A 25,529-nucleotide genomic window follows, 5' to 3' on the forward strand; every position below is an offset into this window, starting at 1 on the left:
TCGGTCATCTTCTGACATCATTCACAACTATGCTGCCCATCAATCGCTCGCAACATCCTGTTTTTGCATTGCTCTTTGCGATGCTGTTTTTCTTCGCCACGGCGCCGCTGACCTGGGCCCGCGCCGATAACAGCAATGATATTCCCTCGCGCGGCGATGTTCAGTCGCAGCTCGACACGCTGAACAAACAAAAAGATCTCTCCCCTCAGGAGAAACTCGTCCAGCAGGATCTGACGGAAACGCTGGAAACGCTGGATAAAATTGAACGCATCAAAGCGGAAACCGTCCAGCTTCGCCAGAAGGTGGCGCAGGCGCCTGAAAACATGCGTAAGGCCACCGACGCGCTGAATGCCCTCAGCGATGTGGATAACGACGACGAGACGCGCAAGACGCTCTCGACGCTCTCTTTACGCCAGCTGGAGTCCCGCGTCGCGCAACTGCTCGACGACCTGCAAACCGCGCAGTCGGATCTCGCAACCTATAACAGCCAGCTTGTCTCGCTGCAGACCCAGCCCGAGCGCGTGCAAAACGCGATGTACGCCGCGTCTCAGCAGCTGCAGCAGATCCGCAACCGTCTGAACGGCACGACGGTAGGCGAAGGCACGCTGCGCCCGACGCAGCAAACCCTGCTGCTGGTTCAGCAGACCTTGCTCAATGCACAGATTGAACAGCAGCGTAAAAGCCTGGAAGGGAATACGGTGCTGCAGGACACGCTTCAGAAACAGCGTGATTACGTCACCGCGAACATTAATCGCCTGGAACACCAGCTTCAGCTGTTGCAGGAGGCGGTAAACAGCAAACGCCTGACCCTGACGGAAAAAACCGCCCAGGAGGCCGTATCGCCTGACGAAACCGCCCGCATTCAGGCAAATCCGCTGGTGAAACAGGAGCTCGAGGCCAACCACCAGCTTAGCCAGCGCCTGATACTGGCGACGGAAAACGGCAACTCGCTGGTTCAGCAAAATATCAAAGTGAAGAACTGGCTGGATCGCGCGCTGCAGGCTGAACGCAACATCAAAGAGCAGATCGCGGTCCTGAAGGGCAGCCTCCTGCTGTCGCGTATTCTCTACCAGCAGCAGCAGACGCTCCCGTCCGCCGATGAGCTGGAAGACATGACCAACCGCATTGCGGATTTACGTCTGGAACAGTTTGACGTCAACCAGCAGCGCGATGCCCTTTTCCAGAGCGATGCCTTTGTCGCCAAAATTGAAGAAGGGCATTCCAGCGACGTGAACCCGGAAGTGCACGACGCGCTGCTCCAGGTCGTCGATATGCGTCGCGAGCTGCTGGACCAGCTCAACAAACAGCTGGGCAACCAGCTGATGATGGCCATTAACCTGCAAATCAACCAGCAGCAGCTGGTGAGCGTTTCGAAAAGTCTGCAGGAGATCCTGACCCAGCAGATTTTCTGGGTGAACAGCAACAAGCCGATGGACTGGGACTGGGTCAAATCCTTCCCGGAGACGCTGAAAACGCAGATTAAGAGCATGAAGATCACCGTAAACTGGGAGAAAGCCTGGCCTGCGGTGACGATTGCCTTGCTGGCGGGATTACCGCTGCTGCTGATTGCCGGCCTGATCCGCTGGCGTCTGGGCTGGCTGAAAAAATATCAGGCGAAGCTGGCCTCCGAAGTGGGGCAGCTGCGCAACGATAGCCAGCTCCATACGCCAAAAGCGATTCTCATCGATCTCATCCGCGCCCTGCCGGTGTGTCTGATTATTCTGGCGGTGGGCCTGATTCTGCTCACCATGCAGCTCAACGTCAGCGATCTGCTGTGGGCGTTCAGTAAAAAACTGGCGCTGTTCTGGCTGGTCTTTGGCGTGTGCTGGAAGGTGCTGGAAAAAGACGGCGTGGCGGTGCGTCATTTCAACATGCCTGCGCAGCTGACCAGCCACTGGCGTCGTCAGATTGTGCGCATTAGCCTGGCGCTCCTGCCGCTGCACTTCTGGTCGGTTGTCTCTGAGCTTTCCCCGCTGCACCTGATGGATGACGTGCTGGGCCAGCTGGTTATCCTGCTGAACCTGCTGCTGATTGCGATCCTGATGTGGCCGATGTGCCGCGACAGCTGGCGTGATAAAGAGTCCCACAATATTCGCCTGGCCACCGTGACGGTGCTGGCGATCATTCCGCTGGCGCTAATGGTGCTGACGGCAACGGGCTACTTCTATACCACGCTGCGCCTGTCCGGGCGCTGGATTGAAACGGTCTATCTGGTGATCGTCTGGAACCTGCTCTATCAGACCGTGCTGCGCGGCCTGAGCGTGGCGGCTCGCCGCATCGCCTATCGCCGTGCCATCGCGCGTCGTCAGCATCAGGTGAAAGAAGGAGCCGAGGGCGCGGAGCCGCAGGAAGAGCCGACCATCGCCCTGGAGCAGGTTAACCAGCAGACGCTGCGCATCACCATGCTGGTGATGATCGCGCTGTTTGCGGTGATGTTCTGGGCCATCTGGTCCGATCTTATTACCGTTTTCGCCTATCTAGACAGTATTACCCTCTGGCAATACAACGGTACCGAAGCGGGCGCGGCGGTCATGAAAAGCGTGACCATGGGCAGTCTGCTGTTTGCGCTGGTGTCGTCGGTGGTGGCCTGGGCGCTGATTCGCAACCTGCCAGGCCTGCTCGAAGTGCTGCTCCTGTCACGTCTGAATCTCCGCCAGGGGGCGTCCTACGCCATTACCACGATCCTCAACTACGTGATCATTATTGTTGGGGCGATGACGGTCTTCGGCTCGCTTGGCGTCTCGTGGGATAAACTGCAGTGGCTGGCGGCCGCCCTCTCGGTCGGTCTTGGTTTTGGCCTGCAGGAGATCTTCGGTAACTTCGTGTCCGGCCTGATCATCCTGTTCGAACGTCCGGTACGAATCGGCGATACCGTCACCATCGGCACCTTCTCCGGTACGGTCAGCAAGATCCGTATTCGTGCCACCACCATCACCGACTTCGATCGCAAAGAGGTGATCATCCCGAACAAAGCGTTCGTGACCGAGCGCCTGATCAACTGGTCGCTCTCCGATACGGTGACGCGCGTGGTGATCCGCCTGGGCGTAGCCTATGGATCGGATCTGGAGAAGGTGAAAGAGGTGCTGCTCAAGGCGGCGTCAGAACACCCGAAAGTGATGCACGATCCGGCTCCGGCGGTCTTCTTCACCACCTTTGGGCCGAGCACGCTGGATCACGAGCTGCGTTTATACGTGCGCGAGCTGCGTGACCGCAGCTACACGGTGGATGAACTCAACCGTTCTATCGATCGTCTGTGCCGTGAAAACGATATTAATATCGCCTTCAACCAGCTCGAGGTTCACCTGCGCAACGAGAAAGGTGATGAGCATACGGAAGTGAAGCGCGACATTAAGGGTGACGATCCGACTCCGGCTTAATCTATTATTTTCCCTCTGCCCTCAGGGGCGAGGGAACGATTTTCCCCCTCTCCCTCAGGGAGAGGGCCGGGGTGAGGGTAATTTACCTTCAAAATCCCGCCGCACAATCTCCAGTGCCTTAAGCACCGTTTCGGCGGGGATCTCATGATTCTCCAGAAGCATAATCAAATCGACGGCCAGCTTGACCTCATCGGGTGCATTTTCCAGTGACATGGGTGTGGCTCCTGTTAACGGGTCAAACGTTCAATGACACGCTCAATCTCGTCCCGTGCCTGGCGGCAGCGGACGATACGTCCTTCCAGCGCGCTAATCTCGCGCATCAATAGCTGCTGCTCTTCCAGCGTCTCGCTGTTGTTCAGCCGCGTCTCGCGCTCGCGCTTCATCTCAAACAGCCGGCGCTCAAACTCCTGGTTCTCCAGCCGCTTGCGCTGCCATTTACCGAGCCCCGGCGAGGCGCTGTCCCAGGCGCGCAGCGGCCAGGCGGCGATTTCGCGATGCAGAGCGGTGATCTGCTCTGTGAGATGCTCTGCGAGCCACGCCACCTGTTCCTGCTGTTCACTCTCAACCGCATGGCGAAGCTCGTCGAGGTTGGTCTGCGCTTCCGCCAGGTAATCCTGAATGACGGTGCTGCGGGTACGAAAAAGCTGCCGGTCAAAGCGCGGTTTCAGCGTGGCGTGGCCCATCAGCGGTGTAGCCTGCTCCCGCAGAGCAATAAGCTGATTTTGCAGCCTCTCAAGAAGCAGTGCTGTTTTCAAGGCGCTCTCCAGTGGTAAAGTAGCCGTTCAGTTTGATAACGATTCGCATTATGAAGCGTACTATTTTAATCATCATTGGCTGGCTCGCGGTAGTGCTTGGCACGCTGGGCGTGTTTTTACCCTTGCTGCCGACCACCCCGTTTATCCTGCTGGCGGCCTGGTGCTTCGCCCGCTCGTCGCCGCGTTTTCACCACTGGCTGCTCTATCGTTCATGGTTTGGCGGCTATCTGCGGCACTGGCAAAAACACCGGGCCATGCCGCCCGGCGCGAAGCCGCGCGCGATCGCGGTGATCCTCATCACCTTCGCTATTTCATTATGGCTGGTGAAAATGATGTGGGTACGCATTCTGCTGCTGGCGATCCTCTCCTGCCTGCTTTTCTTTATGTGGCGGATCCCCGTGGTTGATGAAAAGCAACAAAAGCACTGAAGCCTCATCATGGCTGTTGCAATTATCACGCACAGCCAGTAAATTCGACCGTTTTCGAGCACAGGTGCGCCTGGTCAAAGGTTAAACAATTGTTGCCTTGGCCGACTCGTTGCGCGCTGTGAGTAACACTGTTTCATTTAGGCAAAACCGATGACCGCAACTGCACAGCAGCTTGAATATCTGAAAAACAGCATCAAAAGCATCCAGGACTATCCAAAGCCTGGCATTCTTTTCCGTGATGTCACCAGCTTGCTGGAAGACCCGAAAGCGTACGCGCTCAGCATTGAATTGCTGGTCGAGCGTTATAAAAACGCCGGGATCACCAAAGTAGTAGGTACCGAAGCCCGTGGCTTCCTGTTTGGCGCACCGGTTGCGCTGGCGATGGGCGTGGGTTTTGTGCCGGTGCGTAAGCCGCGCAAACTGCCGCGTGAAACCATTGCTGAGAGCTATGAGCTGGAGTACGGCACCGATCAGCTGGAGATCCACGTTGATGCGATCAAGCCTGGCGACAAGGTGCTGGTGGTGGACGATCTGCTGGCAACCGGCGGTACCATTGAAGCGACCGTGAAATTGATCCGTCGTCTGGGTGGTGAAGTGACCGACGCGGCATTCATCATCAACCTGTTCGATCTCGGCGGTGAACAGCGCCTGGAAAAACAGGGCATTACCAGCTACAGCCTGGTGCCTTTCCCGGGTCATTAATCCCGGTTTTCACAACCTCGCTCAATGGGTGAGGTTGTGATAGCATTCCCCTCCATAAATTCACCTTCCAGCGTTGCAGAGCCTGCCCATGAGTTATCAGGTGTTAGCCCGTAAATGGCGACCACAAACCTTTGCTGACGTTGTCGGTCAGGAACATGTGCTGACGGCCCTGGCGAACGGCTTGTCGCTAGGTCGCATCCATCACGCCTATCTTTTCTCCGGCACCCGCGGCGTCGGTAAGACCTCTATTGCCCGCTTGCTGGCAAAAGGTCTCAACTGCGAAACCGGGATCACCGCCACGCCGTGCGGCGTGTGTGATAACTGCCGGGAGATCGAGCAGGGGCGTTTTGTCGATCTGATCGAGATCGACGCCGCCTCGCGCACCAAAGTGGAGGATACCCGCGATCTGCTCGATAACGTGCAGTACGCCCCGGCGCGTGGCCGCTTCAAGGTCTACCTGATCGATGAAGTGCACATGCTGTCGCGCCACAGTTTCAACGCCCTGCTGAAAACGCTGGAAGAGCCGCCCGCGCACGTGAAGTTCCTGCTGGCGACCACCGATCCGCAAAAGCTGCCGGTCACGATTTTGTCGCGCTGCCTGCAGTTCCACCTGAAGGCGCTGGACGTTGAGCAGATCCGCGCGCAGCTTGAGCACATTCTTGATGAAGAGAAGATCGTTCACGAGCCGCGCGCCCTGCAGCTGCTGGCACGCGCGGCGGACGGCAGCCTGCGTGATGCGCTCAGCCTGACCGACCAGGCGATTGCCAGCGGTGACGGCAAGCTCTCCACCGAGGCGGTCAGCACCATGCTCGGCACGCTGGATGACGATCAGGCGCTGTCGCTTATCGAGGCGATGATTGCCGCCAACGGCGAACGCGTGATGTCGCAGGTGAACGCGGCCGCTGCCCGGGGTATCGAATGGGAAGGACTGCTGGTTGAGATGCTCAGCCTGCTGCACCGCGTGGCGATGCTGCAGCTTTCACCGTCCGCCATCGGAGCGGATATGGCCGCCATTGAACAGCGGATGCGTGAGCTTGCCCGCACCGTGCCGCCTGCCGACGTGCAGCTGTACTACCAGACGCTGCTGATTGGCCGCAAAGAGTTACCGTTCGCGCCGGATCCACGAATGGGCGTTGAAATGACGCTGCTGCGCGCGCTGGCGTTCCACCCGCGCATGCCATTGCCGGAGCCGGAAGCGCCGCGGCAGTCTTTCGCGCCGGTCGCCCCTACGGCGGTGATGTCGCCGCAGCAGGTGCCACCGCAGCCGACACCGCCGCCGCAGCAAAACGTGCCGCTGTCGGATGCCACCAGTTCGGTGCTTGCCGCACGCAGCCAGCTGCAGCGTGCGCAGGGAGTAACCAAACCAAAAAAGAGTGAACCGGCAGCGCCAGGAAGAGCGCGGCCGGTGAACAACGCCGCGCTTGAACGACTGGCCTCGGTAACGGAGCGCGTACAGTCGCGTCCGGCACCGTCCGCGCTCGAGCAGAAAGCCCCGGTGAAAGAAGAGGCTTACCGCTGGAAGGCAACCACCATCACTGAAACGGTGAAGGAAGAGGTCGCCACGCCGAAAGCGCTGAAAAAGGCGCTGGAGCATGAGAAAACGCCGGAGCTTTCCGCGAAGCTTGCCGAAGAGTCCATTGCCCGCGACGCCTGGGCCGCCGAGGTCAGCAAACTCCAGCTGCCGAAGCTGGTCGAGCAGGTCGCGCTGAATGCCTGGAAAGAGCAGGACGGCAATCAGGTGCGTTTGCACCTGCGTCCGGGTCAGCGGCACCTCAATTCCCCTGGCGCGCAAAAGGCGCTGGCGGAGGCGCTCGCCGCATTACAGGGCGCGCCGGTTGAATTGACTATCATTGAAGATGATAATCCGGCAGTGAAAACGCCGCTCGAGTGGCGCCAGGCCATTTATGAAGAAAAGCTCGCGCAGGCGCGCGAGGCGATTATTGCGGATAACAACATTCAGACCCTGCGCCGGTTCTTCGACGCCGATCTGGATGAAGAGAGTATTCGCCCCATTTGATCGTGAGTCTGACTTACGGTTGTAATCCTTAAACGTGAAAAAGAGAGAAGCCTATGTTTGGTGGAAAAGGCGGTCTGGGTGGCCTGATGAAGCAGGCTCAGCAGATGCAGGAAAAAATGCAGAAGATGCAGGAAGAGATCGCTCAGCTGGAAGTCACGGGTGAGTCCGGTGCCGGTCTGGTCAAAGTGACCATCAACGGTGCGCACAACTGCCGTCGCGTGGAAATCGACCCGAGCCTGCTCGAAGACGACAAAGAGATGCTGGAAGATCTGGTTGCAGCCGCGTTTAACGATGCCGCTCGCCGTATCGACGAAACTCAGAAAGAGAAAATGGCCTCTGTTTCCAGCGGTATGCAGCTTCCGCCTGGCTTCAAGATGCCATTCTGATGCAAACCAGTCCGCTGCTCACGCAGTTAATGGAAGCACTGCGCTGCCTGCCGGGCGTTGGCCCGAAGTCGGCGCAGCGCATGGCGTTTACGCTATTGCAGCGCGACCGCAGCGGCGGGATGCGCCTGGCGCAGGCTTTAACCCGCGCCATGTCAGAAATTGGTCACTGTGCGGATTGCCGCACCTTTACCGAGCAGGACGTGTGTAACATCTGTACGAACCCGCGTCGTCAGGAAAACGGTCAGATTTGCGTGGTGGAGAGTCCGGCGGACATCTACGCCATCGAACAAACCGGGCAGTTTTCCGGCCGCTACTTCGTGCTGATGGGGCATCTCTCCCCGCTGGACGGTATTGGCCCGGATGATATCGGTCTTGACCGCCTTGAACAGCGTCTTGAGTCCGAAACCATCAAAGAGGTGATCCTCGCCACCAACCCGACGGTGGAAGGGGAGGCAACCGCCAACTATATCGCTGAACTGTGCTCGCAGTACGGCGTTGACGCCAGCCGCATCGCCCACGGCGTGCCGGTGGGCGGCGAGCTGGAAATGGTCGACGGCACCACGCTGTCGCACTCTCTGGCCGGGCGTCACAAGATTATTTTCTGACCAAACGGAGGCTGCGCGCGCGGCCTCCGCTTGAAAATTTCCCCCCTTATCCCCATCTCTCACTCAACGTTTTAAAACCCCATTAAATGGCATTGTTGAGGTCGACTTAGATGAAAGGACAAGAAACCCGTGGTTTCCAGTCAGAAGTAAAACAGCTTCTGCACCTGATGATCCATTCCCTGTATTCCAACAAAGAAATTTTCCTGCGTGAGCTGATTTCCAACGCCTCGGACGCGGCGGACAAGCTGCGCTTCCGCGCGCTGTCCAACCCGGACCTGTACGAAGGCGACGGCGAGCTGCGCGTGCGCGTCTCGTTCAATAAAGAGAACCGCACCCTGACCATCGCCGATAACGGCATCGGGATGAACCGCGACGAGGTGATCGACCACCTCGGCACCATCGCCAAATCCGGCACCAAAGCGTTCCTTGAGTCCATGGGCTCTGACCAGGCGAAAGACAGCCAGCTGATCGGCCAGTTCGGCGTCGGTTTCTACTCGGCGTTTATCGTGGCCGACAAAGTTACCGTCCGTACCCGTGCTGCAGGCGACAGCGCCGAGAACGGCGTGCTGTGGGAATCCAAAGGGGAAGGCGAATACACCGTTGATGACATCACCAAGGCGGATCGCGGGACCGAAATCACCCTGCACCTGCGCGAAGGGGAAGACGATTTCCTGAACGACTGGCGCGTGCGCTCCATCATCAGCAAATATTCCGATCACATCGCGCTGCCGGTTGAGATTGAAAAACAGGAAGAGAAAGACGGTGAAACCGTGGTCTCCTGGGAGAAGATCAACAAGGCGCAGGCGCTGTGGACGCGCAACAAGTCTGAAATTAAAGACGACGAATACAACGAGTTCTACAAGCACATCGCCCACGACTTTACCGACCCGCTGACCTGGAGCCACAACCGCGTGGAAGGTAAGCAGGAGTACACCAGCCTGCTGTACATCCCGGCACAGGCGCCGTGGGACATGTGGAACCGCGATCACAAGCACGGCCTGAAGCTGTACGTGCAGCGCGTCTTCATCATGGACGACGCTGAGCAGTTCATGCCGAACTACCTGCGCTTCGTGCGTGGTCTGATCGATTCCAACGATCTGCCGCTGAACGTCTCCCGTGAGATCCTTCAGGACAGCACCGTCACCCGTAACCTGCGCAACGCCCTGACCAAACGTGCGCTGCAGATGCTGGAAAAACTGGCGAAAGACGATGCGGAAAAATATCAGACCTTCTGGAAACAGTTTGGCCTGGTGCTGAAAGAAGGCCCGGCAGAAGACACCGCGAACGTTGAAACGATCGCCAAACTGCTGCGCTTCGCCTCTACGCACACCGACTCCTCCGCGCAGACCGTGTCGCTGGAAGAGTACGTCTCCCGCATGAAAGAAGGGCAGGAGAAGATCTACTACATCACCGCCGACAGCTACGCGGCGGCGAAGAGCAGCCCGCACCTGGAGCTGCTGCGTAAGAAAGGCATCGAAGTGCTGCTGCTTTCTGACCGCATCGACGAGTGGATGATGAACTACCTGACCGAGTTCGACGGTAAATCCTTCCAGTCCGTAGCCAAAGCCGACGAGTCCATCGACAAGCTGGCCGATGAAGTGGACGAAAGCGCGAAAGAAGCCGAGAAGGCGCTGGAGCCGTTCGTTGAGCGTGTGAAAACCCTGCTGGGCGAGCGCGTGAAAGAGGTGCGCTTCACGCACCGTCTGACCGACACCCCGGCGATTGTCACCACCGATGCGGACGAAATGAGCACCCAGATGGCGAAACTGTTCGCTGCGGCGGGCCAGGCGATGCCGGAAGTGAAATATATCTTTGAGCTTAATCCGGATCATCCTCTGGTGAAACGCGCGGCGGATACCCAGGACGACGCCCGCTTTGCCGAGTGGGTTGAGCTGCTGCTGGATCAGTCCCTGCTGGCCGAGCGCGGCACGCTGGAAGATCCTAACCTGTTCATTAAACGTGTGAATGCGCTGCTGCTGGCGTAATTGACCGCGCCTCCCCTGGTCTTCTCCCCCTCCCGTGGGAGAGGGCCGGGGTGAGGGCACCAGACCGCACTAACCCAAATAATCTCCCCCCGTTAACCGTTTCAGCCTTCCCGCCTTCCTTGAGCGATGCCCGTTCTGGTGGTATTGTTTAGCGCTTTTGAAAAATTGAAACGACTTTTGAGGGGATTTTCGCAATGCGTATTATTCTGCTTGGCGCTCCGGGCGCGGGTAAAGGAACTCAGGCTCAGTTCATCATGGAGAAATACGGTATTCCGCAAATCTCCACCGGTGACATGCTGCGCGCCGCTGTTAAATCTGGCTCCGAGCTGGGTAAACAAGCGAAAGACATCATGGACGCAGGCAAGCTGGTGACCGACGAGCTGGTTATTGCTCTGGTCAAAGAGCGCATTGCGCAGGAAGACTGCCGTAACGGTTTCCTGCTGGACGGCTTCCCACGCACCATTCCTCAGGCTGACGCCATGAAAGAAGCGGGCATCAACGTGGATTACGTTCTGGAGTTCGACGTACCGGACGAGCTGATCGTTGACCGTATCGTTGGCCGTCGCGTACACGCTGCTTCTGGCCGCGTTTACCACATCAAATTCAACCCGCCTAAGGTTGAAGGCAAAGACGACGTGACCGGCGAAGAGCTGACTACCCGTAAAGACGATCAGGAAGAGACCGTGCGTAAACGCCTGGTGGAATACCATCAGATGACCGCGCCGCTGATCGGCTACTACACCAAAGAAGCGCAGGCGGGTAACACCAAATACGCCAAAGTTGACGGCACCAAAGCCGTGGCTGACGTACGTGCAGAGCTGGAAAAAATCCTCGGCTAATCGCGCGCCTCTCACCCGGGCTCCCGGGTGAGAAATATTCTCATCTTACCTATTACAGCAATGGGTTTCGTTTAAACGCATTTCCGCTACAATTGACAACCTATCAAATGGTTAAGAGGCGTGAATGAGTCAGGCGAAAACCGGCATCCTGCTTGCCAATCTGGGCACTCCAGAAGCACCTACATCAGACGCGGTAAAACGCTACCTGCGACAATTTTTAAGCGACACGCGCGTCGTGGATTTCCCGAGACTGCTGTGGTGGCCGCTGCTGCGTGGCGTCATTCTGCCGATTCGTTCTCCGCGCGTCGCCAAACTTTATCAGTCCGTCTGGATGGAAGAGGGCTCGCCGCTGATGGTATACAGCCGTCGCCAGGAAAAAGCGCTGGCTGCCCGCCTGCCGGATATGCCCGTCGCACTCGGCATGAGCTACGGAAAACCGTCCCTGAAAAGCGCGGTGGAATCACTGCTGGCGCAGGGCGTGGACCATATCGTCGTGCTGGCGCTTTACCCGCAGTACTCCTGCTCGACGGTGGCCGCCGTCTGGGACGAGCTGGCCCGCATTCTGGCGACCCGCCGCCGCATTCCGGGCGTGACTTTTATTCGCGACTACGCGGATAACGATCTCTACATCCAGGCGCTTGCCAACAGCGCGCGCGCGTCGTTTGAAAAGCACGGCGAGCCGGATCTGCTGCTGCTTTCCTATCACGGGATCCCGCAGCGTTTCGCCAATGAAGGGGATGATTATCCGCAGCGCTGCCGCGATACCACGCGCGAGCTGGTCTCCGCCCTCGGCCTGCCGCCGGAGAAGGTGATGATGACCTTCCAGTCGCGCTTCGGCCGCGAGCCGTGGCTGACGCCTTATACCGATGAAACCCTCAAAATGCTGGGTGAGAAGGGCGTGAAGCACATTCAGGTGATGTCGCCGGGCTTCTCGGCCGACTGTCTGGAAACGCTGGAGGAGATCGCGGTGCAAAACCGGGAATTTTTCCTTGAGGCTGGCGGCGAAAAGTACGAGTACATTCCGGCGCTTAACGACTCGCCTGAGCATATCGACATGATGGTCTCGCTGGTAACCAACAGCCGCTGATCGCACTCCGGGCCGGGTTTGTGCTACCATTCCCGGCCCATATTCTTCGTACAGTTCAGACCATGAAATTTCCCGGTAAACGCAAATCCAAACACTACTTCCCCGTCGATGCCCGCGACCCGCTCCTGCAGCAAATCCAGCCAGAAAACGAAACCAGCGCGGCATGGGTCGTCGGTATCGATCAGACGCTGGTGGACATTGAAGCGAAAGTGGATGATGCGTTTGTCGCCCGTTACGGTCTGAGCGCCGGTCACTCGCTGGTGATTGAGGACGACGTTGCCGAAGCGCTGTATCAGGAGCTGGTGCGCGAAAACCTGATTACCCATCAGTTCGCCGGTGGCACCATCGGCAATACCATGCATAACTACTCCGTGCTGGCCGACGACCGCTCGGTGCTGCTCGGCGTGATGTGCAGCAATATCGAAATCGGTGGCTATGCCTACCGCTATCTCTGCAACACCTCCAGCCGTACCGATCTGAACTACCTTCAGGGCGTCGACGGGCCTATTGGCCGCTGCTTTACGCTGATTAGCGATTCCGGCGAGCGTACTTTTGCCATCAGCCCGGGTCATATGAACAAGCTGCGCGCCGAGAGTATTCCGGAAGAGGTGATCGCGGGCGCCTCGGCGCTGGTGCTGACCTCCTACCTGGTGCGCTGTAAGCCGGGCGAGCCGATGCCGGAAGCGACCATGAAAGCGATCGAGTACGCGAAGAAATACAACGTGCCTGTCGTTCTGACGCTGGGCACAAAATTCGTTATCGCCGATAACCCGGATTGGTGGCAGGCGTTCCTGAAAGAGCACGTCTCGATTCTGGCGATGAACGAAGAAGAGGCCGAAGCGCTGACCGGCGAAAGCGATCCGCTGCTGGCGTCTGACAAAGCGCTGGACTGGGTGGATCTGGTGCTCTGCACCGCCGGCCCGGTTGGGCTCTATATGGCGGGCTTCACGGAAGAAGAGAGCAAGCGCAAAACCCAGCACCCGCTGCTGCCCGGTGCGATTGCCGAGTTCAACCAGTACGAGTTCAGCCGCGGCATGCGCTACAAAGATTGCGTGAATCCGCTGCGTATCTACTCTCATATCGCGCCATATATGGGCGGGCCGGAGAAGATCATGAACACCAACGGTGCGGGCGACGGCGCGCTGGCCGCGCTGCTGCACGACATCACCGCTAACGCCTACCATAAAACCAACGTGCCGAACTCCAGCAAGCACAAGTTCAGCTGGCTGACCTATTCCTCGCTGGCGCAGGTGTGTAAATATGCCAACCGCGTGAGCTATCAGGTACTGAACCAGCATTCTCCGCGCTTAACGCGTGGGTTGCCGGAACGTGAAGACAGCCTCGAAGAGGCTTACTGGGACAGGTAAAAGCAAAACGGCAACCCTGGTTGCCGTTTTTAGTGTTTGTTCCCTCTCCCTGTGGGAGAGGGTCAGGGTGAGGGCATCAGGCCGCACCAAACTTACCCCGTCACCCCTTCTTCAACCGGCGGTTTCTCCAGCAGCGTCAGCATCGTATTCGCAATCTCGCGCTCGCCCATCACCACCTTATTCGCACCGCGTTCGGTAATGTACTCGACCTCGTCGTCATAGTGCGCCCGGGCGATAATCTCAATCGTTGGGCACTTCTCGCGCGCGGAAGCCACAATTTCACCCGCTTCATAGCCGTTAGGTATGGTCAGCAGCAGCCAGCGCGCGCAGTCCAGGTGCGCCAGATTCATGATCTCTTCGTTTGCCGCATTGCCCAGCACCGCACGAATCCCGCGCTCGCGCAGCTCGTCGACGCGGGTGCGTGAGGTCTCAATCACCACCAGCGGAATGCCCTGCGCCATCAGCTTCTCACCGAGCAGGCTGCCCACGCGGCCAAAGCCGACCAGCAGGGCGTGATTGCAAATATCCACCGGGATCTGCTTCTCTTCTTCGATGGCCTCTTCGAGCGTCTGTTCTTCCAGCGTTTCGGTTTTATCGAGGTATTTTTCCAGCAGGGCAAACAGCACCGGGTTCAGCATAATCGACAGGATCGCCCCCGCCAGCACCAGGTTTTGCCCCGCCTGCGGCAGCAGGTTCAGGGCCATGCCCAGACCGGCCAGGATAAAGGCGAACTCACCGATCTGCGCCAGGCTGGCGGCGATGGTCAACGCCGTGCGCGGGGAGTGGCCGAACATCCGCACCAGGAAGAAGGCGGCAAGCGACTTACCAAAGATGATGATTGCCAGCGTGCCCAGCACGGCCAGCGGCTGGTGAATCAGGACCATCGGGTCAAACAGCATCCCGACGGAGACGAAGAACAGCACGGCGAAGGCATCGCGCAGCGGCAGAGTGTCATGCGCCGCGCGGTGGCTCAGCTCGGATTCGTTCAGCACCATCCCGGCGAAGAACGCGCCCAGGGCAAAGGAGACATCAAACAGCTCTACGGCACCAAACGCGATACCCAGCGCCAGCGCCAGCACGGAGAGGGTAAACAGCTCGCGTGAGCCGGTTGCCGCGCTGCGGGACATGATCCACGGCACCAGACGGCGTCCCACCAGCATCATGATGGCGATAAACGCCACCACCTTACCGATGGTGATACTCATATCCAGCGCCAGCGAGGCCAGGCCGACGTTGTCTTTTTCCATCATCCCGGCGACGGCTGGCAGCAGCACCAGCGTCAGGACCATCACCAGGTCTTCCACAATCAGCCAGCCTATCGCGATTTGCCCGCGCTGGCTGTCTATCAGCTGTCTCTCTTCAAGCGCGCGCAGCAGCACCACGGTACTGGCGGTTGAGAGACACAGCCCAAATACGATGCCGGTCATTAACGACCAGCCCAGCACCGCCGAGAGCGCCATCCCCAGCAGCGTCGCCACCCCAATCTGGGCGATCGCTCCCGGTATGGCGATCGACTTTACCGCCATCAGATCCTTCAGGGAGAAGTGCAGGCCGACGCCAAACATCAGCAGAATCACGCCCAATTCCGCCAGCTCAGGGGCCAGCTTGGTATCCGCCACGAAGCCTGGCGTAAACGGTCCCGCCAGTACACCCGCTAACAGATAGCCGACAAGAGGAGAAATACGCAGCTTATTGGCAATCATGCCGAGGATAAAAGCGAGCACAAGTCCACCAACAATGGTGGTGATAAGCGGTGTGGCGTGGTGCATTCCGTCTCCTTTCGTTGTGGGTGTTCCTTTTTGGCGAAAACCAAAAAACCGAGTAATAGTTTATGACAATTTTTACCCTTATGTTTATGAATTATTGTTGAAGTTTGAATAAAACAGCAATATGCACGTAAAAAAGCGCGTTTTGATAAATTCAGCGAGGGGAAGAAGAAGAAACCCTTATGGCATCAGGGTATCAGGTAGCCAAAGTTAAACTTTGGCTACCCGTAATTTACGCTTTATGACGGTTATCAGGCAGGAATATGGTCAACATCCCGAGAAGTGGCAGGAAAGCGCAGATTTTATAAACCAGGAAGATGCTGGTGTGATCCGCCACCATCCCCAACACCGCCGCGCCAAGCCCGCCCATGCCGAAGGCGAAACCGAAAAAGAGCCCGGAAACCATACCGATACGGCCAGGCAGCAGCTCCTGGGCATAGACCAGAATGGCGGAAAACGCGGATGCGAGAATAAAACCAATGATCACGGTTAAAATCCCCGTCCATTCAAGGCTCGCGTACGGCAAAATAAGGGTAAACGGCGCCACGCCGAGGATAGAGCCCCAAATGACGTATTTACGCCCAATCTTATCACCCACAGGCCCGCCAATGACCGTGCCGGCCGCAACGGCGAACAGGAAGGCAAACAGGTGGATCTGCGCATTCTGTACCGATAATCCGAATTTTTGCATCAGATAAAAGGTGTAATAGCTGCTGATGCTCGCCATATAGAAGTATTTCGAGAAGATCAGTACCAGCAGCACGGAAACCGCCAGGATAACCTTGTTGCGCGGAAGGGGATTGATAACCTTCGCTTTAGGTTTACCTTTATTCACGCGATGCTGAGCGGCATACCAGCGGCTGATCTGCGCCAGCACGATAATGGCCAGCAGTGCGGCCAGCACAAACCAGGCCACGTTGCCTTTGCCGTAAGGGGCAATAATCACCGCGGCCAGCAGCGGGCCGAGAGAGCTACCAAAGTTACCGCCCACCTGGAAGAGAGACTGCGCCAGACCGTGACGTCCCCCGGAGGCCATACGCGCCACGCGGGAGGACTCCGGATGGAAAACGGACGAGCCGGTGCCTACCAGCGCGGCAGCAATCAGCACGGCTTCAAAGCTCCCCGCCATGGCCAGCAGCACCAGCCCGCTTAGGGTGAAGCACATGCCGATCGGCAGCGACCACGGCATCGGGTATTTATCCGTCCAGTAGCCCACCACCGGCTGCAGCAGTGAGGAAGCCAGCTGGAAGGTCAGGGTGATCATCCCGATCTGCACGAACGTTAACGAAAACTCGGACTGCAGCAGCGGATAAATTGCCAGAATCAACGACTGGATCATGTCGTTGAGCAGGTGCGAGAGACTGATTGCGCCTAAGACTTTAAAGGAGGTGCGCGACGCCGGCGCGCCCGGAACGGGCTGGGTTGATTCACTGATTGCCATAGAGAGAAGTACCACGTTTTTCGTTATTAGAGATGCAGGGTGTAATTATTATCCGACTAACATACCCGTCCGGGACATTTGAAGAAAGTCGCAATTCTGAAAACTTATTTGTCTATTCTTGTTAGTCACTGTAATTTTTGCCTTTGTCTATTGGTCAGGGAGAGAGAAGATGAAGTTTATGAAGCGGGGCGTCGCGCTGGCGCTCATCGCCGCATGGGGCCTGGTAAGCCTGCCCGCGCAGGCGTATGAAAAAGACAAAACCTATAAAATCACCATTCTGCATACCAACGATCACCACGGTCATTTCTGGCGCAGCGAATACGGCGAATATGGCCTGTCGGCACAAAAAACGCTGGTGGACGGCATTCGCAAAGAGGTGGCTGCCCAGGGCGGCAGCGTGCTGCTGCTGTCGGGTGGTGATATCAATACCGGCGTGCCGGAATCCGATTTACAGGACGCGGAACCTGATTTTCGCGGTATGAACCTGATTGGCTACGACGCGATGGCCGTGGGTAACCACGAGTTCGATAATCCGCTGACCGTGCTGCGTCAGCAGGAAAAATGGGCCAAATTCCCCTTCCTCTCCGCCAATATTTACCAGAAAAGCACCGGCGAACGCCTGTTTAAGCCGTGGGCGCTGTTTAAGCGCCAGGATCTGAAGATTGCGGTCATCGGCTTAACCACTGACGACACGGCGAAAATTGGCAACCCCGAGTTCTTTACCGATATCGAATTCCGCAAACCGGCAGACGAAGCGAAGCTGGTGATTCAGGAGCTGCAGCAAAACGAGAAGCCGGACGTGATTATCGCCACCACGCACATGGGGCACTACGACAACGGCGAGCACGGCTCTAACGCGCCCGGCGACGTGGAAATGGCGCGCAGCCTGCCTGCGGGCTCGCTGGCAATGATTGTGGGCGGTCACTCACAGGATCCGGTGTGTATGGCCTCGGAGAACAAAAAGCAGGTGGACTACGTGCCGGGCACGCCGTGCGCGCCGGACCGTCAGAACGGTATCTGGATTGTTCAGGCGCACGAGTGGGGCAAATACGTTGGCCGGGCGGATTTCGAGTTCCGTAACGGCGAGATGAAGCTGGTGCACTATCAGCTCATCCCGGTCAACCTGAAGAAGAAAGTCACCTACCCGGACGGGAAAAGCGAGCGCGTACTCTACACGCCGGAGATCGCAGAAAACCAGCAGATGCTCTCCCTGCTGACGCCGTTCCAGAACAAAGGCAAGGCGCAGCTGGACGTGAAGATCGGCACGCTGAACGGTCGTCTGGAGGGGGACCGCAGTAAAGTTCGCTTCGTGCAGACCAACATGGGCCACCTGGTGCTGGCGGCGCAAATGGCGCGCACCGGCGCTGACTTCGGCGTGATGAGCGGCGGCGGTATTCGTGATTCCATCGAGGGCGGAAACATTACCTATAAAGACGTCCTGAAGGTGCAGCCGTTCGGCAACGTGGTGGTCTATGCGGACATGAGCGGGAAAGAGGTGATTGACTACCTGACCGCCGTGGCGCAGATGAAGCCGGATTCCGGGGCCTATCCGCAGTTTGCCAACGTCAGCTTTGTGGCGAAAGACGGCAAGCTTAACGACCTGAAGATCAAAGGCGAACCGGTTGACCCGGCTAAAACCTACCGTCTGGCGACGTTAAGCTTTAACGCCACCGGCGGCGACGGCTATCCGCATATTGATAACAAACCGGGATACGTGAATACCGGCTTTATCGACGCGGAAGTGCTGAAGCAGTTCATCGAGCAGAATTCGCCGATTGACGTGAATGCCTACGAGCCGAAAGGTGAGGTGAGCTGGCAGTAGTGGTGTGCGGCCTGATGCCCTCACCCCAACCCTCTCCCACCGGGAGAGGGCGCGAACACAAAAAACGGTAACGCCTGTTACCGTTTTGCTTTTACCTCGCAGCCGCCACCGGGCAATTTTCTCAATCCCGGCGCGCAATATCCGCAAACTTCGCGTCCAGCATTTTCGCCAGGTCGCCCGCCGCCAGCTCGATATCCAGCCCGCGTTTGCCGCCGGATATAAAGATGGTTTCAAACTCCTGCGAAGGGGCATCAATCAGCGTCGGCAGGCGTTTTTTCTGCCCGAGCGGACTGATCCCACCCACCAGGTAGCCCGTGGTGCGCTGCGCCACCATCGGATCCGCCATATCCACCTTCTTCGCGCCCAGGGCTTTGGCGACTTTCTTCAGATCCAGCTGTCCCGCCACCGGAGTAACCGCGACGGCGAGGTGTTTCATATCGCCATTCACCGCCACCAGCAGCGTTTTATAAACCTGGTCAGCATTCAGCCCCAGCTTGCGCACCACTTCATCACCAAAGTTAGTTTCATTCGGATCGTGATCGTAGGTGTGGATCCGGAAAGAAATGTTGTTTTTTTCGAGTAATTTAACGGCGGGAGTCATAGCTATCCTTCTTACGACAGACAAATCATGCCATCAGCATACGCCTGACGTTTGTCTAAAAAATAGCACCATCTTGCGCAATAGTATTGGCAGTGATGGTCACTTTGAGCGACAATCGGCTCAACCGAAGGTCTCCTTCGGCATAATAAAAACGATGAAATTCCTCTTTGACGGGCCAATAGAAATATTGGCCATTTTTTTATTTCAACAGTGACGGCAAATTCCCTTCTCCGTACAAATGTAACGCCCCAACCGCCACCACGTAATGCCCCGCGGGCAAAGCATGCAGCGTCTGCCGCCAGGCTTTGTTGCGCGCATTCATCAGCACATCATACAGCGATTCGCTGAACGTCGACGGTAACGCCAGCTTACCGTCCTCAGGCGGCGCGTCCAGCCACCAGCCAATCATGGTCTGCAGCAGGCGCGCGTTGGTGTGCCAGTGGGTCAACGTATCATCCAGCAGCATCAGGCCGTCGTCGGGAAGCTGGCGCAGAAGCGCAATCTGGCTGTCCGTCCCTTCCAGCTCGATGACGGGCAGGCTGCGCGCCCTTGCCGCGTTCAGCAGCTGGTAATCAATGCCGTAGTCACCGCGCAGTCCCAGACGCTGCGCCTGCGTAGCCTGCAGCACCATCGCAATTTGCCAGAGCGGCAGGGTGTCAATCATGGAGAGCGACACGCCGGTTTCATCCGCGACGCGCGTCAGTTCGGCAAGCCGGGGATCATCCAGACGTTCCGCCAGAGTGAGATCGCTTTCCAGCCCGGCAAACGGCGACTCCTGACCCGAAATGTCCGCCTCAACGACCAGCGCGTCGGCGCGTTTCAGCAGTTTAATCAGCCCGGGTGGCAGGGGAGACATATCCTGCGTACCCATATGAATACTGCCGACCAGATGCAGGTGCTGCCCGCCGGGGAGAGAGATATCCAGACCGGGCCAGGCATAACGGCGAGGAAAGAGGGCGCGAAACGATGCTTTTATACGATTAAACAGACCCATACGCGCTCCATGAATGGAAAGGTTCATGCTAGCGCGTACGGGTACAAGGTTCAATCCTTCGGTTTAAAGCGCAGCAGGCGGTTGGCGTTGCTCACCACGGTAATGGAGGAGAGCGCCATCGCCGCGCCCGCGACCACCGGGTTAAGCAGCGTGCCGGTCAGCGGCCACAGAATACCGGCCGCGATTGGGATACCGAGGGTGTTATAGACGAACGCTCCCAGTAAGTTCTGCTTCATGTTGCGCAGCGTGGCTTTTGAAATGGCCAGCGCGTCGGCAACGCCCATCAGGCTATGGCGCATCAGCGTAATCGCAGCGGTTTCGATGGCGACATCGCTCCCGCCGCCCATGGCAATCCCCACGTCCGCCTGGGCCAGCGCCGGGGCATCATTGATGCCGTCGCCGACCATCGCCACCTGACGGCCCTGACTTTGCAGTTTCTTGATGGCGTCCGCTTTACCGTCCGGCAGTACGCCTGCAATGACCTCATCAATTCCGGCCTCTTTCGCGATGGCGTTGGCCGTTGTCGGATTGTCCCCGGTCAGCATCACCAGACGATAGCCCGCACGGTGCAGACGCTGCAGGGCGTCCACGCTGTCCTGGCGAAGCGGATCGCGCACGGCCAGCAGCGCGGCGGCTTTGCCATCCACCGCCAGCAGAACCGGCGTAGCGCCCTGAGACGCCTGCGCTTTCAGCTCGCTTTCCAGCGCGGCGGTATCAATACCGTTTTCATTAAGCAATGCCTGGTTGCCCAGCAGCAGCGCATGGCCTTCTGCTTCACCGCTGACGCCGAGCCCGCGCAGGGTGCGGAAATTGCTGACCTGCGGCAGGGCAGAAGCATTCGCTTTATCGAGAATGGCGCGCGCCAGCGGATGGCTGGATCCTTGCTCCAGCGCGGCGGCGAGGCGCAGCGCGTCCTCTTGCGCAATGCCTGCGGTAGTGACGGCCACCACCTGCGGTTTGCCTTCGGTCAGCGTCCCGGTTTTATCAAACACCAGCGTGTCGAGGGTGCTGGCCCGCTGCAGCGCGTCCGCATCCCGTACCAGTACGCCAAATTCGGCCGCGCGGCCTACGCCGGAGATAATCGACATTGGGGTCGCCAGGCCAAGGGCGCAAGGACAGGCGATGATCAGCACCGTAGTGGCAATCACCAGGGTGTAAACAATCTGCGGTGCGGGGCCGAAGAAATACCAGATCGCCGCGCTCAGCAGGGCAATGCCGACCACCACCGGCACAAAAATGGCCGAGATTCTGTCAGCAAGCTGGCCAATTTCCGGCTTGCTGCTCTGCGCCTGGCGCACCATGCGGATGATACGCGACAGCGTCGTGTGGCTGCCGACGGCGCTGGCGGTAAACAGCACGCTGCCGTCCTGCACCACCGTGCCGGCATGAACGGCGTCGCCGTCTGTTTTCTGCTGGGGGATAGGCTCGCCGGTCAGCATCGCTTCATCCAGCCAGGCTTCGCCCTGGGTTATCTTGCCGTCAACGGGAACGCGATCGCCCGTCGTCAGGCGCAGCGTCATGCCGGGCTGAACTTCCGCCAGCGGGACGCTTTTCTCCCCCTCGTCCGTGACCACGCGCGCCAGCGGCGGGGTTAAATCAAGCAATCTTTCCAGCGCTTTCGAGGAGCGCTGGCGGGCGCGGGCTTCCAGCATGTGGCCCAGGTTAATCAGGCCGATAATCATCGCGCTGGCTTCATAGTAGAGATGGCGCGCCTCCATCGGGAACCACTGCGGCCAGACGTTCACGCTCATCGAATAGAGCCACGCCGCGCCGGTTCCGAGCGCCACCAGCGTATCCATCGTCGCGGTGCGGTTTTTCAGGCTCTTCCAGGCGCTGGTATAGAAATGCCCGCCTGCAAACACCATCACCGCAAGAGTAATCAGACCAATCACCAGCCACAGCGTGCGGTTGTCAGCGGTGACCATCATGTTGTCACCCATCATGCCCCACACCATCACCGGAATACCCACCAGCAGGGCGACAATCGCCTGCCAGCGGAATCGCTTCATGGTGGCGATAGCCGTTTCCTGCTGGCGCTCGCGGCGCTCGGCATCATCTTCGATGGCCTCCGCCCCGTAGCCCGCTTTCTCAACGGCCTGCACTAAATCTGCGGCGGAGGCGCTGCCCATCACCAGCGCAGTGCGCTCCGCGAGGTTTACCCGTGCCTGCGCGACGCCCGGTACGGCCTGCAAGGCGTTTTGTACCCGGGAGACGCAGCTGGCGCAGCTCATGCCGTTGATCAGCAGCTGTTGGCTGTCGTCAATATCATCAGCTGCCGGAAGCTCAGGAGTGGCCGCTGTCAGTGCTTCCGACGGGGATGATGACTCTGCCAGCGGTTTAGCCTTTGGGTGGCTTAACTCCGCCCCGTAACCGGCCTGCTTGATGGTATCAATCAGCGCATCCGCGCTGGCGCTGCCGGTGACGGCGGCATGATCGATAGTCACGTCAGCGCTTTCAACGTCAGGGCGCTGTTCCAGGCTTTCTTTAACGCGTTTGACGCAGTGGCCGCAGGAGAGGCCGTCCAGCGTCAGGTCGATAGTGTGAGACATAGTAAAACTCCCGTATAATGATCTGGTCAGTTGTTGACCGATACAGTGCTTTTCACTGACTGTTATAAAGGTTAAACCTTCCATCAAGGGGAAGGTCAAGGGGGAAATGTGAATATCAGTGACGTGGCAAAAAAAACCGGCTTAACCAGCAAAGCGATTCGCTTTTATGAAGAGAAGGGGCTGGTGACGCCACCGCTGCGCAGCGAAAACGGCTACCGCAGCTATACGAAACTGCATATTGATGAGCTGACGCTGCTGCGCCAGGCAAGGCAGGTCGGTTTTAATCTGGAAGAGTGCGGCGAGCTGGTTAACCTGTTTAACGATCCGAAGCGTCACAGCGCCGACGTGAAAAAACGCACGCTGGAAAAAGTGGCCGAGATCGAACGCCACATCATCGAGCTGCAGGCGATGCGCGAACAGCTGCTGCAGCTCGCGGAATCCTGTCCGGGGGATGACAGCGCCGACTGCCCGATTATCGATAATCTTGCCGGCTGCTGTCATCGTAAGGCATCTGTCTAACAGGCCTTCACCCGCAGGGTAATGCCTTCCACCGCAATGACCTCAACCCGCGTGCCGGCGCTGAGGTCGTCGTCGGCGACTACCGGCCACGAGCTGTCGCCCACGCGCATGTGCCCGCGTCCGTTTACCAGCGCGGTGTCGAGCGTAAAACGCTTGCCGACAATCTGCTGTCCGCGTTGGTTGAGGTGCGCGTCCAGCGGCTTTTGCTCGGTAACCCGCCGGTTTAGCCAGCGCCACCACAGCCACGCGGCCACCAGCGTCAGCACGGCAAATAGCGCACCCTGCCACGCCCAGTCCAGGGGAAGGATCCAGACCAGAAGGCCCGTAATGACGGCGGCAACACCGCTCCAGAGCAGGTAGCCGTTGCCGCCCAGCATCTCCGCCGCCAGCAATAAGCCGCCGAGGCTTAGCCAGAAGGCATGAGGATGTGCAGCGATCAGCTCAATCATTTTTTACGCTCGTTTCCGCTGTCTTTAATCAGTTCGGCAATACCGGCGATAGAGCCCATCAGGCTGCTGGCCTCCAGCGGCATCATCACCACTTTGCTGTTGTTCGCCGATCCGATCTGTTTTAGCGCGTCGGTATATTTTTGCGCGACAAAGTAGTTCACGGCCTGGATATCACCGGCGGCGATTGCCTCGGACACCATCTGGGTGGCGCGGGCTTCCGCCTCGGCTGAACGTTCACGCGCTTCCGCCTGTAAGAATGCGGACTGACGATCGCCTTCCGCTTTCAGGATCTGCGACTGTTTTTCCCCTTCCGCTTTGAGGATCTCCGCCTGGCGTACCCCTTCGGCTTCCAGAATGTAGGCACGCTTGGTTCGCTCGGCCTTCATCTGGGCGTTCATGGAGGCGATCAGCTCCGCCGGCGGGCGCACGTCGCGGATCTCAATACGGGTGACTTTGATCCCCCACGGGTTCGTTGCTTCATCGACAATGTGCAGCAGGCGGGTGTTGATGCTGTCGCGCTGGGAAAGCATTTCGTCCAGCTCCATCGAGCCGAGCACGGTACGGATGTTGGTCATCGTCAGGTTGACGATCGCCAGCTCCAGGTTGCTGACCTCATAGGCCGCTTTCGGCGCATCAATCACCTGAATAAAGCAGACGGCGTCAATGGTGACGTTGGCGTTATCCTTGGAGATGATCTCCTGAGAAGGAATGTCCAGTACCTGCTCCATCATGTTGATCTTGCGTCCAATCCGATCCATGAACGGAACAATCAGGCTTAAGCCTGGCTGGAGGGTATTGGTATATCGACCGAAACGCTCGACGGTCCACTGATAGCCCTGAGGGACAATTTTGACGCCTGCGCCCACAATAACCAGCGCAACGAAAATAAGGACAGGAACAACGATAAGCATAAAAACCTCCTGTTTTGCATGCTGTGATGAGTGAATGTGTGTGTTTATTGCTCGTAAGTATAGGTAAAGTCAGAGATGAATCCATCACCCGCTTCGGCAATGGCTTTGGATAATCCCTGGTAGTACTTCTCCAGCCCCAGCGCTTCGATACGCTGGATCTGTTCGCGAATGGGGGCGCAGAACAGAACGGCATTCCCCGCTTCAACGCGCTTGTTATTAGGGGGAAGGTCGCCCGCGATGGCCTTGAACCATGTTCTGATACCCTGCTTTAAATTATGCGGCGCTTTAGTCAGGTTATCCATGCCCGTCAGAACCTGCAGGGTGGGAAACTCATCGGCCAGCACGGCGGTTTTCATGCGCGCAAAGAACTGGCTGAACAATTCAAACGATCCCAGATCGGTCACGCGCGGTTTGGTCGTTTTACCGTTTTTATTGCCGATTTTCCCTGCGGCTGACGCTGCGGCCGGAACCGCATTCACCTTTTCCAGATCCAGCCCGAATAACAAATTACAGTGCGCACGGCGCTCTTTCAGCGGGTAGGACATCAGCACGTCAATGAATTGGGTGGCCTTTACATCCGCAAGATCGTGGTTGATAAGCCACTGGGTACGAGAAAATTCAGCCGGAGAGACGAACCAGTCGGGTACCTCATTGAAGCGTTTGGATTTTCCCTTGCCGTCAAATTCCAGGAAGTGTGTCCCGTTGTCGAAGGCGAAATAGCAATTTTTGAAACTGCCGATCGTGGTGTTCACGATAAGCGCCTTCTTAACAAAATCCACCACCTCTGCACCGATGACAAAACGCGTGAGTTCCGACGATTTGATGACTTCCATTAATGTTTCGACATCAGGAACACCAGGCTTCAGGGAAGGAAACTCATAAAAGATATGTGCCATGCTGCTTACTTCCTGTAGTGATGGTGGAGACAA

21 protein-coding genes, 1 pseudogene and 1 other annotated feature are annotated in these 25,529 nt (G+C 58.0%); of the genes and pseudogenes, 12 read left to right on the plus strand and 10 right to left on the minus strand.

Annotated elements, in window-relative coordinates:
* Nucleotides 1-29: 29 nt before the first annotated feature.
* The gene (gene mscK, locus ACERY3_RS00850; protein ID WP_058841188.1) at nucleotides 30-3,377 is read left to right on the plus strand and encodes a mechanosensitive channel MscK; all 3,348 of its coding nucleotides are present in this window, start codon (nucleotides 30-32) and stop codon (nucleotides 3,375-3,377) included.
* Here the strand turns inward: mscK and rsmS are convergent.
* Together rsmS and priC are read right to left on the minus strand one after the other, a co-directional pair.
* Nucleotides 3,374-3,590: pseudogene (gene rsmS / locus ACERY3_RS00855) on the minus strand (pleiotropic regulatory protein RsmS). The gene mscK and the pseudogene rsmS sit on opposite strands and share 4 nt — an antisense overlap.
* A gap of 14 nt (nucleotides 3,591-3,604) precedes the next feature.
* On the minus strand, nucleotides 3,605-4,132 hold the full coding sequence (priC, locus tag ACERY3_RS00860; protein WP_033144793.1) for a primosomal replication protein N'': 528 nt from the start codon (nucleotides 4,130-4,132) through the stop codon (nucleotides 3,605-3,607).
* A gap of 50 nt (nucleotides 4,133-4,182) precedes the next feature.
* Between priC and ACERY3_RS00865 the strand changes: the two genes are divergently transcribed.
* The 9 genes from ACERY3_RS00865 (at nucleotide 4,183) to ACERY3_RS00905 (ending at nucleotide 13,548) form a co-directional block, all read left to right on the plus strand.
* The gene (locus ACERY3_RS00865; RefSeq protein ID WP_033144794.1) at nucleotides 4,183-4,560 is read left to right on the plus strand and encodes a DUF454 family protein; all 378 of its coding nucleotides are present in this window, start codon (nucleotides 4,183-4,185) and stop codon (nucleotides 4,558-4,560) included.
* A 150-nt stretch (nucleotides 4,561-4,710) separates the two neighbouring features.
* Entirely contained in the window at nucleotides 4,711-5,262 is a 552-nt protein-coding gene (gene apt, locus ACERY3_RS00870; protein WP_000127359.1) for an adenine phosphoribosyltransferase, read from the plus strand.
* 88 nt (nucleotides 5,263-5,350) lie between these two features.
* Nucleotides 5,351-7,279, plus strand: a complete 1,929-nt coding sequence (dnaX, locus tag ACERY3_RS00875; RefSeq protein WP_058841190.1) for a DNA polymerase III subunit gamma/tau — start codon at nucleotides 5,351-5,353, stop codon at nucleotides 7,277-7,279.
* Nucleotides 6,609-6,673: a sequence feature (DnaX frameshifting element), on the plus strand. (Overlaps the previous gene by 65 nt.)
* Before the next feature lie 53 nt (nucleotides 7,280-7,332).
* Nucleotides 7,333-7,665 (plus strand): YbaB/EbfC family nucleoid-associated protein, encoded by a 333-nt coding sequence (locus tag ACERY3_RS00880; RefSeq protein ID WP_003858972.1) that lies wholly within the window; start codon nucleotides 7,333-7,335, stop codon nucleotides 7,663-7,665.
* Nucleotides 7,665-8,270, plus strand: coding sequence for a recombination mediator RecR (gene recR / locus ACERY3_RS00885; RefSeq protein ID WP_008499298.1), 606 nt, complete (start codon nucleotides 7,665-7,667; stop codon nucleotides 8,268-8,270). The genes ACERY3_RS00880 and recR overlap by 1 nt, the downstream gene beginning before the upstream one ends.
* A 110-nt stretch (nucleotides 8,271-8,380) precedes the next feature.
* Nucleotides 8,381-10,255, plus strand: a complete 1,875-nt coding sequence (gene htpG / locus ACERY3_RS00890; protein ID WP_039263967.1) for a molecular chaperone HtpG — start codon at nucleotides 8,381-8,383, stop codon at nucleotides 10,253-10,255.
* Nucleotides 10,256-10,449: 194 nt separating this feature from the next.
* On the plus strand, nucleotides 10,450-11,094 hold the full coding sequence (adk, locus tag ACERY3_RS00895) for an adenylate kinase (RefSeq protein ID WP_006809841.1): 645 nt from the start codon (nucleotides 10,450-10,452) through the stop codon (nucleotides 11,092-11,094).
* A gap of 124 nt (nucleotides 11,095-11,218) precedes the next feature.
* Nucleotides 11,219-12,181, plus strand: coding sequence for a ferrochelatase (gene hemH / locus ACERY3_RS00900; protein ID WP_029741031.1), 963 nt, complete (start codon nucleotides 11,219-11,221; stop codon nucleotides 12,179-12,181).
* Nucleotides 12,182-12,243: 62 nt separating this feature from the next.
* Nucleotides 12,244-13,548, plus strand: a complete 1,305-nt coding sequence (locus ACERY3_RS00905) for an inosine/guanosine kinase (RefSeq protein ID WP_094934743.1) — start codon at nucleotides 12,244-12,246, stop codon at nucleotides 13,546-13,548.
* Between the two features lie 92 nt (nucleotides 13,549-13,640).
* Here the strand turns inward: ACERY3_RS00905 and ybaL are convergent, their stop codons facing one another.
* Both ybaL and ACERY3_RS00915 read right to left on the minus strand, forming a co-directional pair.
* On the minus strand, nucleotides 13,641-15,317 hold the full coding sequence (gene ybaL / locus ACERY3_RS00910) for a YbaL family putative K(+) efflux transporter (RefSeq protein WP_336658087.1): 1,677 nt from the start codon (nucleotides 15,315-15,317) through the stop codon (nucleotides 13,641-13,643).
* 229 nt (nucleotides 15,318-15,546) lie between these two features.
* Complete coding sequence (locus ACERY3_RS00915; protein ID WP_045887946.1) at nucleotides 15,547-16,755, minus strand: MFS transporter; 1,209 nt, start codon at nucleotides 16,753-16,755, stop codon at nucleotides 15,547-15,549.
* A gap of 169 nt (nucleotides 16,756-16,924) precedes the next feature.
* On the opposite strand from ACERY3_RS00915, the gene ushA reads away from it, so the two are divergent.
* Entirely contained in the window at nucleotides 16,925-18,577 is a 1,653-nt protein-coding gene (gene ushA, locus ACERY3_RS00920) for a bifunctional UDP-sugar hydrolase/5'-nucleotidase UshA (protein ID WP_033144802.1), read from the plus strand.
* Nucleotides 18,578-18,698: 121 nt separating this feature from the next.
* Here the strand turns inward: ushA and ybaK are convergent, their stop codons facing one another.
* From ybaK to copA, 3 genes are all read right to left on the minus strand, one after another.
* Nucleotides 18,699-19,178: a Cys-tRNA(Pro)/Cys-tRNA(Cys) deacylase YbaK gene (gene ybaK, locus ACERY3_RS00925; protein ID WP_023310615.1), complete on the minus strand. Its 480-nt coding sequence runs from the start codon at nucleotides 19,176-19,178 to the stop codon at nucleotides 18,699-18,701.
* Nucleotides 19,179-19,377: 199 nt separating this feature from the next.
* Complete coding sequence (locus ACERY3_RS00930) at nucleotides 19,378-20,172, minus strand: TraB/GumN family protein (RefSeq protein WP_039263973.1); 795 nt, start codon at nucleotides 20,170-20,172, stop codon at nucleotides 19,378-19,380.
* Between the two features lie 50 nt (nucleotides 20,173-20,222).
* Nucleotides 20,223-22,721 (minus strand): copper-exporting P-type ATPase CopA, encoded by a 2,499-nt coding sequence (gene copA, locus ACERY3_RS00935; RefSeq protein ID WP_373224877.1) that lies wholly within the window; start codon nucleotides 22,719-22,721, stop codon nucleotides 20,223-20,225.
* Between the two features lie 108 nt (nucleotides 22,722-22,829).
* On the opposite strand from copA, the gene cueR reads away from it, so the two are divergent.
* On the plus strand, nucleotides 22,830-23,240 hold the full coding sequence (gene cueR / locus ACERY3_RS00940) for a Cu(I)-responsive transcriptional regulator (protein WP_058841195.1): 411 nt from the start codon (nucleotides 22,830-22,832) through the stop codon (nucleotides 23,238-23,240).
* Here the strand turns inward: cueR and ACERY3_RS00945 are convergent.
* From ACERY3_RS00945 to ACERY3_RS00955, 3 genes are read right to left on the minus strand one after another with little or no spacing between them, the layout of a single operon-like run.
* Nucleotides 23,237-23,689, minus strand: coding sequence for an NfeD family protein (locus tag ACERY3_RS00945; RefSeq protein ID WP_039263977.1), 453 nt, complete (start codon nucleotides 23,687-23,689; stop codon nucleotides 23,237-23,239). The genes cueR and ACERY3_RS00945 overlap by 4 nt on opposite strands.
* Nucleotides 23,686-24,600, minus strand: a complete 915-nt coding sequence (locus tag ACERY3_RS00950) for an SPFH domain-containing protein (protein ID WP_023310620.1) — start codon at nucleotides 24,598-24,600, stop codon at nucleotides 23,686-23,688. The genes ACERY3_RS00945 and ACERY3_RS00950 overlap by 4 nt, the downstream gene beginning before the upstream one ends.
* 44 nt (nucleotides 24,601-24,644) lie before the next feature.
* A complete protein-coding gene (locus ACERY3_RS00955; protein WP_058841196.1) occupies nucleotides 24,645-25,496 on the minus strand; it encodes a hypothetical protein in 852 nt (283 codons plus the stop codon).
* Between the last annotated feature and the right edge of the window lie 33 nt (nucleotides 25,497-25,529).

Origin of the sequence: Enterobacter cloacae complex sp. ESBL7, assembly GCF_041679625.1 — a bacterium.
GTDB classification, from domain to species: Bacteria; Pseudomonadota; Gammaproteobacteria; order Enterobacterales; family Enterobacteriaceae; genus Enterobacter; species Enterobacter asburiae_B.

Bases quoted from the DNA above. Each gene is read 5' to 3' on its own strand.
- ybaL (WP_336658087.1), bottom strand. From the start codon at position 15,317: ATGCACCACGCCACACCGCTTATCACCACCATTGTTGGTGGACTTGTG.
- ACERY3_RS00945 (WP_039263977.1), bottom strand. From the start codon at position 23,689: ATGATTGAGCTGATCGCTGCACATCCTCATGCCTTCTGGCTAAGCCTC.
- ACERY3_RS00865 (WP_033144794.1), top strand. From the start codon at position 4,183: ATGAAGCGTACTATTTTAATCATCATTGGCTGGCTCGCGGTAGTGCTT.
- ushA (WP_033144802.1), top strand. From the start codon at position 16,925: ATGAAGTTTATGAAGCGGGGCGTCGCGCTGGCGCTCATCGCCGCATGG.
- ACERY3_RS00955 (WP_058841196.1), bottom strand. From the start codon at position 25,496: ATGGCACATATCTTTTATGAGTTTCCTTCCCTGAAGCCTGGTGTTCCT.
- ACERY3_RS00915 (WP_045887946.1), bottom strand. From the start codon at position 16,755: ATGGCAATCAGTGAATCAACCCAGCCCGTTCCGGGCGCGCCGGCGTCG.
- hemH (WP_029741031.1), top strand. From the start codon at position 11,219: ATGAGTCAGGCGAAAACCGGCATCCTGCTTGCCAATCTGGGCACTCCA.
- mscK (WP_058841188.1), top strand. From the start codon at position 30: ATGCTGCCCATCAATCGCTCGCAACATCCTGTTTTTGCATTGCTCTTT.
- adk (WP_006809841.1), top strand. From the start codon at position 10,450: ATGCGTATTATTCTGCTTGGCGCTCCGGGCGCGGGTAAAGGAACTCAG.
- recR (WP_008499298.1), top strand. From the start codon at position 7,665: ATGCAAACCAGTCCGCTGCTCACGCAGTTAATGGAAGCACTGCGCTGC.
- htpG (WP_039263967.1), top strand. From the start codon at position 8,381: ATGAAAGGACAAGAAACCCGTGGTTTCCAGTCAGAAGTAAAACAGCTT.
- ACERY3_RS00880 (WP_003858972.1), top strand. From the start codon at position 7,333: ATGTTTGGTGGAAAAGGCGGTCTGGGTGGCCTGATGAAGCAGGCTCAG.
- dnaX (WP_058841190.1), top strand. From the start codon at position 5,351: ATGAGTTATCAGGTGTTAGCCCGTAAATGGCGACCACAAACCTTTGCT.
- ybaK (WP_023310615.1), bottom strand. From the start codon at position 19,178: ATGACTCCCGCCGTTAAATTACTCGAAAAAAACAACATTTCTTTCCGG.
- ACERY3_RS00930 (WP_039263973.1), bottom strand. From the start codon at position 20,172: ATGGGTCTGTTTAATCGTATAAAAGCATCGTTTCGCGCCCTCTTTCCT.
- copA (WP_373224877.1), bottom strand. From the start codon at position 22,721: ATGTCTCACACTATCGACCTGACGCTGGACGGCCTCTCCTGCGGCCAC.
- ACERY3_RS00950 (WP_023310620.1), bottom strand. From the start codon at position 24,600: ATGCTTATCGTTGTTCCTGTCCTTATTTTCGTTGCGCTGGTTATTGTG.
- ACERY3_RS00905 (WP_094934743.1), top strand. From the start codon at position 12,244: ATGAAATTTCCCGGTAAACGCAAATCCAAACACTACTTCCCCGTCGAT.
- apt (WP_000127359.1), top strand. From the start codon at position 4,711: ATGACCGCAACTGCACAGCAGCTTGAATATCTGAAAAACAGCATCAAA.